Annotated in this window: 12 protein-coding genes; 2 read left to right on the forward strand and 10 right to left on the reverse strand. The window is 31.8% G+C overall.

What is annotated here, in order from left to right; genetic code table 11:
• Positions 1 to 11 precede the first annotated feature (11 nt).
• Both MED152_RS07450 and MED152_RS07455 read left to right on the forward strand, forming a co-directional pair.
• Positions 12 to 3,710: a metallophosphoesterase gene (locus tag MED152_RS07450; protein ID WP_015481249.1), complete on the forward strand. Its 3,699-nt coding sequence runs from the start codon at positions 12 to 14 to the stop codon at positions 3,708 to 3,710.
• A gap of 5 nt (positions 3,711 to 3,715) precedes the next feature.
• A complete protein-coding gene (locus MED152_RS07455) occupies positions 3,716 to 4,099 on the forward strand; it encodes a DUF423 domain-containing protein (RefSeq protein WP_015481250.1) in 384 nt (127 codons plus the stop codon).
• On the opposite strand, the gene MED152_RS07460 is transcribed toward MED152_RS07455, so the two are convergent.
• The 10 genes from MED152_RS07460 to MED152_RS07505 form a co-directional block, all read right to left on the reverse strand.
• On the reverse strand, positions 4,091 to 4,936 hold the full coding sequence (locus MED152_RS07460) for a hypothetical protein (RefSeq protein WP_041383469.1): 846 nt from the start codon (positions 4,934 to 4,936) through the stop codon (positions 4,091 to 4,093). The two genes, MED152_RS07455 and MED152_RS07460, sit on opposite strands and share 9 nt — an antisense overlap.
• Positions 4,937 to 4,995: 59 nt before the next feature.
• Positions 4,996 to 5,847 carry a YgcG family protein gene (locus tag MED152_RS07465; protein ID WP_015481252.1) on the reverse strand — a complete coding sequence of 284 codons (852 nt, stop codon included), beginning with the start codon at positions 5,845 to 5,847 and terminating at the stop codon, positions 4,996 to 4,998.
• A complete protein-coding gene (locus MED152_RS07470) occupies positions 5,844 to 6,281 on the reverse strand; it encodes a TPM domain-containing protein (protein WP_015481253.1) in 438 nt (145 codons plus the stop codon). The genes MED152_RS07465 and MED152_RS07470 overlap by 4 nt, the downstream gene beginning before the upstream one ends.
• On the reverse strand, positions 6,282 to 6,890 hold the full coding sequence (locus MED152_RS07475) for a LemA family protein (RefSeq protein WP_015481254.1): 609 nt from the start codon (positions 6,888 to 6,890) through the stop codon (positions 6,282 to 6,284).
• A gap of 120 nt (positions 6,891 to 7,010) precedes the next feature.
• Entirely contained in the window at positions 7,011 to 7,763 is a 753-nt protein-coding gene (locus MED152_RS07480) for an SDR family NAD(P)-dependent oxidoreductase (protein WP_015481255.1), read from the reverse strand.
• Positions 7,763 to 8,821 carry a phosphotransferase family protein gene (locus MED152_RS07485; protein WP_015481256.1) on the reverse strand — a complete coding sequence of 353 codons (1,059 nt, stop codon included), beginning with the start codon at positions 8,819 to 8,821 and terminating at the stop codon, positions 7,763 to 7,765. The genes MED152_RS07480 and MED152_RS07485 overlap by 1 nt, the downstream gene beginning before the upstream one ends.
• Complete coding sequence (locus tag MED152_RS07490; RefSeq protein ID WP_015481257.1) at positions 8,818 to 10,035, reverse strand: acyl-CoA dehydrogenase family protein; 1,218 nt, start codon at positions 10,033 to 10,035, stop codon at positions 8,818 to 8,820. Before MED152_RS07490 ends, MED152_RS07485 begins: the two co-directional genes overlap by 4 nt.
• 12 nt (positions 10,036 to 10,047) lie before the next feature.
• The gene (locus tag MED152_RS07495) at positions 10,048 to 10,821 is read right to left on the reverse strand and encodes an SDR family NAD(P)-dependent oxidoreductase (protein WP_015481258.1); all 774 of its coding nucleotides are present in this window, start codon (positions 10,819 to 10,821) and stop codon (positions 10,048 to 10,050) included.
• Positions 10,821 to 12,635 (reverse strand): acyl-CoA dehydrogenase, encoded by a 1,815-nt coding sequence (locus tag MED152_RS07500; RefSeq protein WP_015481259.1) that lies wholly within the window; start codon positions 12,633 to 12,635, stop codon positions 10,821 to 10,823. Before MED152_RS07500 ends, MED152_RS07495 begins: the two co-directional genes overlap by 1 nt.
• A 152-nt stretch (positions 12,636 to 12,787) precedes the next feature.
• Complete coding sequence (locus MED152_RS07505; protein ID WP_015481260.1) at positions 12,788 to 13,117, reverse strand: MerR family transcriptional regulator; 330 nt, start codon at positions 13,115 to 13,117, stop codon at positions 12,788 to 12,790.
• Positions 13,118 to 13,127: the final 10 nt, after the last annotated feature.

Below are 13,127 nucleotides of genomic sequence, written 5' to 3' on the forward strand. Positions count from 1 at the left end.
ATTTTACCAATATGAAATTCGTAAAATATATTGCCTTAGTTTTATTAATAGTTCTTGTATCTGCTTGTGCTACAATAGATATGCAAATTACAGAGGGCCAGAAATTTACACCTAAAACAAACAGTAAAGTTTTACACTCATTTTATTTAATTGGTGATGCAGGAAATTCTGAATTATATAAAAGAGATTCTGCTTTATCATATCTGAGTCAAGAAATTTTAAAAGCAAAAGAAAATTCAACACTTATCTTTTTGGGAGACAATGTGTATCCTAAAGGTATTCCAAATAAAAATAAAAAAGGCTATAAACTAGCCAATCATCGCTTAAAAGTTCAAACAGATATTGCTAAAAATTTTCCAGGAAAATCACTTTTTATACCTGGAAACCATGATTGGTATAGTGGTTTACAAGGCTTAAAAGATCAAGAAAAATTAGTAGAAGATGCCTTAGGTAAAAAGAGTTTTGAGCCAGATAATGGATGTCCTTTAGAGAAAATTGAAGTAAATGATGAAATTAACATTATTGTTGTTGATACTCATTGGTATGTAACAAATTGGGACAAACACCCAGGAATTAACGATGATTGTGAAATAAAAACGAGAGCTAAGTTTTTTGAGGAATTAGAGGGTTTAATAAAAAAATCGCAAGGAAAAACTACCTTATTAGCACTACATCACCCAATGTTTACTAATGGTCCTCATGGAGGGTATTATTCTTTTAAAAGCCACATGTCACCTGCACCAATTTTAGGAACTGCCAAAAATATACTTCGTAAAACTACTGGTTTAACCAATACAGATCAGCAGAATGACAAATACAATACGCTTAGAAAACGTATTATTAGTTTAGCTCAGCAAAATGAAAAAATCATTTTTGTTTCTGGTCATGAGCATAGTATTCAATATATAGTTCAAGATAACATACCTCAAATTGTTAGTGGTTCTGGTTCTAAATTAACAGCAACTAAAAATGTAAACGGAGGTAAATTTTCTTATGGAACTCAAGGTTTTGCAAGGCTAGATGTTTATGAAGATGGTGCATCTACAGTTCATTTTTACACAGCTAAAGAACGTAAAATTGTTTATGAGGCTAATGTTTTCGAAAAAGATAGTATTATAGAATATTCAGAATTTCCTAATGTTGATTTAAGCGAAAAAGAAGCTTCTGTTTATACAGATAAAGAAGTTAAAAAAGGTAATGTATATAACTTACTTTGGGGTAAAAGATATCGCAAATATTTTGGCGAAAAAATTGTAGCTCCTACAGTAAAATTAGACACTTTGTATGGTGGATTAACACCTGTAAGAAGAGGTGGAGGTCATCAATCTAAATCTTTGCGTTTACAAGACAAAGAAGGTAGAGAATATGTAATGAGGGCTTTGCGCAAAAATGCAGTTCAATATTTACAAGCTGTTGCATTTAAAGATCAATATGTAGAGGGTCAGTTTGATAAAACTTACACAGAAAGTTTGTTATTAGATGTTTTTACAGGTTCACATCCTTATGCACCATTCACTATTGGAGAATTAGCAGATGCTATAGATGTGTATCACTCAAATCCTATTTTATTTTATGTGCCAAAACAAAAAGGTTTGGGCGAATTTAATGCGGATTATGGAGATGAATTATACATGATTGAAGAACGTACAGCAGATGGTCATGGAGATAAAAAAAGCTTTGGATATGCAGATGAAATAATAAGTACAGATGACCTCAGAAAAAATTTAAAGAAGGATGAAAAATACGTTTTAGACGAAGAAGCTTACATTAGAGCACGTTTATTTGACATGCTTATTGGAGATTGGGATAGGCATCAAGACCAGTGGAGATGGGCTGAATTTGAGGAAGGAGACAAAATTGTGTACAGGCCAGTTCCTAGAGATAGAGATCAGGCATTTTCTGTATTTAGTGATGGTATTTTACTTAATATTTTTACTAGATTAATTCCAGATTTAAGGGGTATGCGTTCTTATCAAGAAGACATAGAAAAGCCAAGATGGTTTAATTTATCTGGCTACCCAATAGACATGACTTTAATTCATGCATCAGACAAAGATGTTTGGGATGCACAAGTAGCTATTATTCAATCTCAAATTACAGATGAAGTAATAGAAAGTGCATTTGCAAAGTTTCCTAAAGAAGTAAATGATGAAACTGTAAATGATATCAAACAGAAATTAATTGGTAGAAGAAAAAACTTGCAAGACATTTCTGACACCTACTTTAAATATTTAAATAGATTTCAAGTAATTAAGGGGACCAATAAAGACGATCATTTCGAAATTGAAAGATTTGTAAATGGTGATACAAAAGTAACTGCTTACAGAATTAAAGATGGAGAAAAAGCGGATATTATACACCAAAGAAGGTATAAGTTTGCCACAACTAAAGAAATTTGGATTTATGGTTTAGATGATGATGATGTTTTTGTTGTAAATGGTGAAACTGGCAACAACAATGCAATTCGTATAAAGATTATAGGAGGTTTAAATAATGACACCTATGAAATAAATAGAACAAAAAAGGTGAAAATTTACGATCAAAAATCGAAGAAAAACACTTTTATAACACCTAATGTTAGTAAGAAAATTACTGATGATTATGATACAAATACTTACGATTACAAGAAATTAAAAAGTCAGAAAAACTCCATATCTCCTGCAATTGGTTACAACCCAGATGATGGAATAAAATTAGGTTTAAAAAACACCTTTTTAGTAAACTCATTCGAAAGAAATCCGTTTACGAGAAAATATACAATTTCTGCTTTTTACTATTTTGCAACTAATGGTTTTGAACTGAATTATAACAGTGAATATGCCAATATTTTAAATAAATGGAACTTAGGTTTCGAAGCACAATATACAGGTCCAAATTACGCTTTAAACTTTTTTGGTTTTGGTAATAACTCAGAAAATTTAGAGGCAGATGGTACAGAAGATAGAGATTACAATAGGGTTAAAATATCACAAATTAAAGCAGGCTCTTTTGTAAAATGGATTGGAGACTTAGGTGATGAATTAAAAATTGGTGCAAAATTTAATAGTTATAACGTAGATAGAACTGCAGGTAGATACCTAGAAACACAATATGCAGCAGATAACAGAATCTTTAACAGAGAAAACTTTATCAACTTAGAAACAAGTTACAGCTATAAGCATGCAGACAACCCTGCTTTTCCAACACTAGCTATGGATTTTATGGTAAGTGTTGGCTATACCAAAAACTTGGCAAGTAGTAATAATTTCTCTTACACTAGTTCTGGTTTAGGAATTACACATAAATTAATTCCTAGTGGTAAATTGGTTTTTGCTACTAAAGTTCATGGCCAATTTATTTTCGGTGATGATTTTGAGTTTTATCAAGCAGCAAATATTGGTGGTAATAATGGTTTAAGAAGTTATAGAAATCAGCGTTTTACAGGTAAAAATGCATTTTATCATTCAAGTGATGTAAGATGGAATTTAAGAGATGTAAAAACCAACTTAGTGCCTATGAATATTGGTTTATTTGCTGGTTTCGATTATGGTAAAGTTTGGGGAGCACCGAATACAATTGTTACTAATCCACAATTTTACTCGAACACACCTAATACATCTATAGGTGGTGGCTTTTTCTTTAACACTGCAGATATTTTTGCAGGAAACATCTCTGCATTTACTGGTGAAGATGGTTTACGAATTATGTTTAACGTAGGTTTTGATTTATAAATAAAATGAGTGTAATCGCATTAATTTTTGGAAGTATCTTCGGATTTTTAGCAATAGTTTTAGGTGCATTTGGCGCTCACCTACTAAAGAAAAAACTAAATCAAGATCAATTACAAAGTTTTGAAACTGGTGCAAAATATCAAATGTATCATGCCATTGTTTTATTAGTATTAGGCTATAATCTAAATGATACTTTGGCTATTGATAATTACATTGTTTACAGCTTTATTATAGGAGTAGTTCTTTTTTCCTTTTCAATTTATGGTTTAGTAATTTCTACATATAAAGGAAAAAAATTGAAGTTTTTAGGACCAATCACACCTTTAGGAGGTTTATTTTTAACCCTTGGCTGGCTTCTTTTGTTGTATAAATATATCGTTCTATTTTAAGCTATATTCATATAAATTTCCTCCTTCACCTCCTGCTCTTTCATCCGTAATTAAAAGTGTGTTATCGCCTTTAAAACAGATACCTTCTTTTTGAGATTTATGAGTTAAAGGTATTTTTTTTACAGAGCCAGAAAAGAAATTATCTCCTGTAAAATTGGTAAAGATTAAAATATTTTTTTGAGATAATAAAACTACTTTTTTACCATCATCAGAAATATCTGCAGAAGTTATCCAAGAGGATTCTTTTTTACCATTATCAAACTTACCAATTAACTTAGCTTTATGTTTACCAGGTGTTGCTGGTACTCTATATAAAGAAGTTTTGCCATATTTGTTTTTTACTCTACTCTTTGTAAAAACATAAAAGTTGTTATTAAAGTAGAAGAAAGATTCTGCATCAAAATAACGGACTTTCTTTTTAGGTGGATACTTTTTTTGATCTTCATATTCAAACTCGATTTCCTGAACCTTTGCATCTTTCTTATCTAAATCATTTTTGTCGATTTTTAGGATTTTTAGCTTTTTACGTTTGCTATAATTATTTCCAAAATCGCCAATGTACAAATTTCCAAATTCGTCTGATGTTAAGTCTTCCCAATCTTTATTTTTAGCATCAACATCTAACTCATGTAAAATTTTTCCTTTAGAAGAAATTCTGTAAATATCAGATGAATTTCCTCCATCTTCTAAAATCCAAATAGCGTTAGAATTCTGAATATATTCATTCCCTGAAACCTCTTTTAGAGAATTAGGTAAATCCCCCAACATTTTTAATTGACCAAAATTTTGGCAACTAAAAAACACAAGTAAGCAATTAAGAATAAATAGTTTTTTCATGAAAATGCAATTAAAATAAGATTAAAAAATAGGGTTTGGCTGTTGTATAGAATAGCTAATTACCAGCCTCCAGAAGCGCCTCCTCCACCAAAAGAGCCTCCTCCAAATCCGCCACCAAAACCACCTCCACCAAAAGAACCACCTCCTGATGAGCTACCTCCAAAACCACCACCAAAGCTTCCTCCACCTCTACCAGCGTTGCTTAAAATGATTGTATCGAAAATAGTGTCTGCTAGAGAACCTCGTCTAAAACGTCTTCCTCCTCCTCTGTTGTTTTTATTTCCTCTAGAAATTATGATGAAAAATATAACAATAAGAAGAATAAAAAATACAATTCCAGGGTCAAACCCTTTCTCTTCTTGTATTCTAGTGCCTTTAAACTCACCTTGCAGCGTTTTAAATATGTAATCTGAGCCTTTATCTAAACCTCCATAGAAATCTCCTTTTCTAAATTCAGGAATTATTACTCTTTCTATGATTCTTTTTGATTGAAAATCGGTTAATAAATATTCTACTCCTCTACCAACTTGGATAGCGATTTTTCGATCATTTTTAGCCAATAAAATTATAACTCCATTGTCTTTTTCTGCATCTCCAATTCCCCATTCTTCGCCCCAATTTGCAGCCAAATAATTAATATTCTCACCTTCTGTAGAATTTATAATGGCCACAACAATTTGGGTTGATGTAGTGTCTGAATAGCGAACTAATTTATTCTCTAAATTTGATTTTTGCGACTGCGATAAAAGGTTTACATAATCGTAAACACTAGTTTGAAACTTTGGTTTTTCTGGAATTTGAAATCCTTGAGCAAAGGTTTGTAAGGAAAAAACTATCGCTATAAATATGAACCCCTTTTTACTTAAACCTACTAACTTACTGCTTGCTAAAAACTGCTTATTCAATATCATCCTTTAGAAATCTCATTAGAAAGTTCGTTCTCATCATCTATCTGCCAAGGAAAATGTTCTTTTAGCTCTTCACCTGCTTTTAAAATACCTTCTACCAAACCTTGCTTAAAATTGTTATTTTTAAAATGATTTTGCATAACATCTTTTGTAGCATTCCAAAAATCTGATGGCACAACATTGTTTATACCTTTATCACCATAAATAACAAACTTTTTATCTTTTACTGCAACATAGATTAAAACTGCATTTTCATCTTTTGTATTGTTCATTTTTAACATGTGGAATACCTCCAAAGTTCTATCAAAATGATCTTTGGTTGATGTGGCTTCCATATGAACACGAATTTCTCCAGAAGTATTGGTTTCTGCTGTTCTAATAGCCGCAATAATTTCTTGCTCTTCGTCTTTTGTTAAAAATGCTTCTACTTTAGACATTTAGGCTGCTTTATTAAAATCGAAGTTAACATCTGGTGCATTTTCAGAACCTGGATTTGCTTTATATCTATCCATTTCTTCAAAATTAAACATACCTGCTAACAAAGAGTTTGGAAAAATTTTGATGTGCTTGTTGTACTTATTTACACCTTCATTAAAACGATCTCTTGCTACATTAATTCTATTTTCTGTGCCTTCTAATTGGCTCTGTAATTCTAAAAAGTTTGTGTTTGCTTTTAAATCTGGATAACGTTCTACAGATACTAATAGTTTAGATAAAGCACCACTTAAACCTGCTTGTGCTTGCTGAAATTGTGCCATATTTTCTGCAGTTAAATTACCTGCATCTATAGTTGTAGATGTTGCTTTTGCTCTTGCATTAATAACTTCTGTTAAGGTACTTTTTTCAAAATCTGCAGCTCCTTGTACTGTTTTTACCAAATTACCAATTAAATCATTTCTTCTTTGGTAGGCACTTTCTACATTAGACCAAGTGGTTTTAGCATCTTCTTGTAAAACTACAGCTTCGTTATTAAAACCTTTTGCCCAACTATATATTGCGAATGCTATTACTCCTATAATTATAACCGGAATTAACCATTTTTTCATAATTTCTAATATTTAAATTTTATTTTGATTTGTTTGATTTCTTCAAAAATACTTAATATATCCTACAGTAAAAAAAGACTTTTTAGCTGATAAACTAATTCTATTAACGCTAATGAGATCTTACAAAGAAGTTCCTCCATCTAATGTTATGGTTTGCCCAGTAATAAATTTTGTGTTATCTGAAGCCAACCACACAACTGCATCTGCTATCTCTTCTGCTTTACCATAACGTTTCATAGGTATTACACTTTTTAAAATTGCATCCATTTCTGGCTTTGCATTGATAAGTTGTGTTAACAAAGCAGACTCTGTATACCCAGGACAAACTGCATTTATTCTAATGTTCTTAGTGGCATATTCCATAGCTGCAGACTTTGTCATACCAACCACTGCAAATTTACTGGCACTATAACTAATATTATTAGGTGATGCCTTTAAACCAGCTAAAGAAGCTATATTTACAATATTTCCAAATCCTTGTTCTAAAAACTGGTGCAAAGCAAGCTTCATTCCATAAAAAACACCTGTTTGGTTTACGGCAATAACTCTATCCCAATCTTTTACTAAAGATTCATGAGTTCTTAATAAATGTGGACCAATACCTGCATTATTCACTAAAACATCTAACTGTCCAAATTTGGCAACTGTTTCATGTATTAACCTTTCAAACTCATCAAAAACAGCAACGTTTGCTTTTATAGGTATCGCTTTTCCTCTATTTGTTACAATTTCTTGCACAACTTTTTCTGCACTCTCTAAATTAATGTCTGATACTACTACTGTTGCTCCATGGTTTGCAAAATGCACTGCTGTTGCTTTACCAATGCCTGAACCTGCTCCTGTAACAATTACAATTTTATTTTTTACTTCCATTAGTCTATTGATTTAGTTTTAATTGCTTTTAAAGCCAGTTTACAACATAGTTCTGCTGCCTTGTTTAGGTTTGCAAATCGAGGATCTGTTGTCCAACCTTTAGAATATCGATAATAAATTTGTTGTGCAATCACAGCAATTTTGAACAGACCAAAAACATAATAGAATACTAAGCTTTCTGTTGTTCTTCCTGACTTTTGAATATATTGTTGTGCAATTTCACTTCTTATAGGATTACCTTCAAAAATAGTTGGAGATGGGATGCCTTGTTTCACAAATTCATGATCTGTAGCTACAGTCCAATATCCTAATGAAGTTCCAAGATCCATAAATGGATCTCCTAAGGTAGCCATTTCCCAATCTAAAACTGCAGAAATTTCTTGCCATGAATCATCTTTAAAAACAACATTATCGTATTTAAAATCGTTGTGAATTAAACAATAATTATATGTTTTAGGTTGATTTTTCTGCATCCAATCCATTACCATTTCCGCTTCTGGATATTCATCTGTTTTGGCTTTTAAGTACTGTTTGCCCCAATTTGTAACTTGTCTTTCAACATAGCCTTCTGGCTTTCCTAAACCAGTTAAACCAACTGCATTGTAATCTACATTATGTAATGATATCAAGGTATCTAACCAAGAATTCGCAATTATTTGATAATCTTTTGCTGAAATTTTTCTCTTTTGAGCTTCCTTGTAATTTAAAATGATGCCTTCTACTTTTTCCATAATATAAAAGTCACTTCCTAAAATGGCTTCGTCATTAGAAAATCCATACATTTTTGGAACTTTAGAAAATTGAGAGGCTATGGCCTTTTGAACCTTAAATTCACGCCCCATATCATGCCCTCTTTTTATGGCACCTTTGGGTGGCTTTCTAAGTACAAATTCTTTACCTTCAATTTGTAATAGATAAGTTAAATTAGAATAGCCATGTGTAAATTGCACTACGTTTAAATCGCTTTGAATATCATCAATTAAATTAATTTCTTTCAAATACTTTTTTAAAGGTAGTTCTGGTAATTCTTCTCCTTTTCTTACTTTTTGATTGCTCATGAATTCCCAAATTTTTTGATGCAACTTTTACCTAATTGATACATATGAACTTCATCTGGACCATCTGCTAAACGTAACATTCTTGCAATTGCATAATAATGTGCCAAATACGTATCTGGGCCAACACCTTTTCCTCCTAAAATTTGAATAGCTCTATCTATTATTTTTTGAGCCATGTTTGGTGCTACAATTTTAATCATAGCAATTATATCTTTTGCATGTTTGTTACCAACCTTATCCATCTTATCTGCAGCAGATAGGGTTAACAAGCGTGCTTGTTCTATTTCGCAAGCAGATTTTGCAATTTCATGACGAATACTACTATAATCATAAAACTTTTTACCAAAAGTTTCTCTTTCTAAAGTTCTTTTAGACATCATTTCTAAAGCATATTGGGCCATGCCAACCAATCTCATACAATGATGAATTCTACCAGGACCTAAACGTCCTTGTGCTATTTCGAAACCTCTACCTTCACCTAAAATTAGGTTTTCTTTAGGTACACGAACATCGTTTAATATTATTTCTGCATGTCCTTCAGGTGAGTCATAAAAACCTAGTACAGATAGTGGCCTTACTATTTTTAAACCTGGTATATTCATAGGAACCAACACCATACTTTGTTGCTGATGTCTATGTGCTTCAGGGTTTGTTTTACCCATTACAATAGCTACTTCACAGTGTGGATCCATTGCTCCAGAAGACCACCATTTACGGCCATTTATAACATATTCATCTCCTTCTAGTATTATTGAAGTTTCAATATTTGTAGCGTCTGAAGATGCAACTTGAGGTTCTGTCATTAAAAAAGCAGAACGAATATCTCCGTTCATTAAAGGAGTAAGCCATTTCTTTTTCTGAAATTCACTTCCATATTTCGCCAAAACCTCCATGTTTCCAGTATCTGGGGCAGAGCAGTTAAAAATCTCTGAAATCCAGATTTTTTTTCCCATAATTTCTGCTAATGGTGCATATTCTAAATTGGTTAAACCTGGACTTAATTCTCCATAATCTTTAGGTAAAAATAAGTTCCATAAACCAGCATCTTTTGCTTTTTGCTTTAACATTTCCGTTTTTGGAAAACGTTTCCACATGTTATTCGCATCACTTTGAAAAGCCAAGAATTCCTTTTCTATTGGTACAATATGGGCATCAATAAAAGTGTTTAGTTTTTCTTGTAATTCTATTGATTTCTTTGAGTATTCGAAATTCATAGTTTTTCTATTTTAACCTGCAATCATATAACCACCATCTGCAGTATAAACGCCTCCAGTCATATAATTACCTGCATCTGAAGCTAGTAAACATGCCAAACCTACCATTTCTTCTGGCATTCCCATTCTTGATGATGGTAAAGCTTTTTCTACTTTACTTAGTATTTTTTCATTTTGCCATAAGGCAGCACTAAACTTTGTTTTAATTAAACCAGGACAAATGGCATTTGCTTTTACACCATACTTACCCCATTCTTTAGCCTGATTTTTTGTGAGCATTAAAATAGCAGCTTTACTTGTACTGTAAATACCTAAACCTAAACCTGGAGTTAAAGCTTCTACTGATGCTATATTAATTATACTGCCGTTTTTATTGGTCTGAAAATGTGGTAACACTAAATTTGACAAAGACCAAGGAGCTTTTACATTGACATCCATAATTTTATCAAAAATTTCTGGAGAAACCTCTTCAATTGGCCCAAAAACAGGATTAATAGCTGCATTATTTACCAAAATATCTATTCTACCAAAAGACTCGATTGTCTTATCAACCAAATTTTTTCGTTGGTCTTCTTTTCCTATATGACAAGCAATACCGATGGTATCTAAACCTTGTTCTTTAAATTCTTTTGCAACTTCGTCACAAGCTTCTTGGTTTCTGCTAGAAATAACAACTTGTGCTCCTTGTTCTGCTAAACCTTTAGCAATAGCTTTACCTATACCTTTACTTGAACCTGTAATAACAGCAACTTTTCCTGATAAATTAAATTGATCTTTACTATGCATTATATAATGTATTCTTTTTCATTTTTAATTGTTATAACTTCATTATTCATTAATGATTCAGCTAAAGAATTGGTTTTAGGTAACTCATATTTAAAGTAAAATTTCATGGTATGAATTTTACTCTCATAAAACGTTTCTGTGTATTTTTTATCGTTATTACTTAAAGATTTTTTAGCATCAACAGCCATTTCTAACCACAACCAACTTAACACAACAATACTCATATATTCCATAAATAAATTGGCATCTGCTAAATAACGTTCATAATTACCTTTCATAGCAAAAGGCATTAAATGACCAAGAATTTTTTGGGAGAGTTCTAATTTATCGCCTAAAATTTTAGCATATACTTTAAGATCTTCATCATTGCTTGCTGCAATAATAGTTTTTACTATTTCTGCAGATAATAATTCTAATCCTTTACCATTTTGCATAGGCACTTTTCTACCTAATAAATCTTGAGATTGAATACCTGTTGTACCTTCATATAAAGCAGAAATTCGAATATCTCTATAATATTGTTGCAGGGTAAAATCGGTACAAAAACCATAACCTCCCAATACTTGCAAGCCATTATCTACAGATTCTGCACCTGCTTCTGATGGATATGTTTTTACAATAGGAATAATCATTTCTAACAATAAATGATACTTTTCTTTTTCCTCTTTTGAAGTGGCTGTTGTTAATATATCTTGATATTTAGAGGCCAATAAAACTAAGCTTAAAGAACCTTCTACAATAGATTTTTGGAGCAATAACATTCGTCTAACATCTGGATGTTCTATAATAAGACTTTGCTTTTCAGTAGGGTTTTTCTTACCATCTGCAGATAACTTTCTTCCTTGTGGTCTTTCATTCGCATATTGTAAAGAAGTTCTATATGCAGCCATTGCAATTGCTGCTGCACCTCTACCTACTGCAATTCTAGCACCATTCATCATTAAAAACATTTGGGCTAAACCTTTGTGTTCTTGACCAACTAACCAACCTCTACAATCATCAGAATCTCCAAAACCTAAATGCGTAGTGCAATATCCTTTTTGGCCCATTTTCTGAAAATCGGCTACAGTCATTACATCATTATATTCTAAAGTTCCATCTTCTTTTAACCTGTTTTTTGGTACTACAAATAATGAGATTCCTTTAGTGCCTTTAGGAGCGCCTTCAATTCTTGCCAAAACTAAATGCACAATATTTTCTGCACCATTGTAATCGCCTCCAGAAATAAATATTTTTTGTCCTGTTATTTTGTAATAACCATCATTAGTTGGTGTGGCTTTAGTAACAACATCAGATAAAGAACTACCTGCTTGCGGTTCTGTTAAACACATGGTACCACCCCAAACTCCAGCCAACATATTTGGCACATATTTATCCTTTAAAACTTGCGAACCAAACTCTATAATTAATTCTGCAGCACCTAATGTTAAACTAGGATAACCAGGTAAGTGATTATTGGCTGCATCCATAATATACACTGCTGCCTGAAATGCAGAAATTGGCATTTGTAAACCACCATCATCATAATCGAAACAAGCAGAAATAATACCCATTTCTCCTGATTGATGCATTACTTCTTGAACTTGTTCGTGAACAATAACAGTTCCATCTTTATGATATGCAGGATTTGCATCCATCTCTTGAAAGTAAGGATACATTTCTCTATCAGAAAAGTCTTTTACAGAATCTATAAATAGATTTAAAGATTCCATATCATGTTCTTGGAATCTTTCTCTTGAAAGTAAATCTTCTAATTTGTGAATATCATAAAGTATGTATTTCAATGTTTCTAAATCTACATACTTTTTTGACATAATTTTGAGGTTTTATTTAAATGTACTGCTATAAATTAGCAAATACGTAATTTCATACTTCCCAAATATAGGGAAAATTACTATGCATGCATAATATAAAAACAGGTAAAATATATTGGCATATTTAAATAAGAACGTCTTACAAAAAGTAATTAAAGTGAGTTCTTTATTTTTAGCAATTCTGCTTTTACAGCTTCTAGTCTGCTAATAACCTCATGCTTATTGAAAGTGCTTTCTGGGTTCTTTTTAAGCTGCTGTTTTGCCCCTTCTAAGGTGAAGCCTCTTTCCTTAACTAAATTAAAGATAAGTTTAAAGTTATGAATATCATCTTGCGTAAAAAGTCTATTTCCTTTTTTATTTTTCTTTGGTTTGATGATATCAAACTCCTTTTCCCAAAACCGAATTAATGAGGTGTTTACATCAAAAGCAGATGCAACTTCGCCAATCTTATAATATCTTTTTTCGGGTAAATCTATATACATAAAATAGGCC

Origin of the sequence: Polaribacter sp. MED152, assembly GCF_000152945.2 — a bacterium.
GTDB lineage: Bacteria > Bacteroidota > Bacteroidia > Flavobacteriales > Flavobacteriaceae > Polaribacter.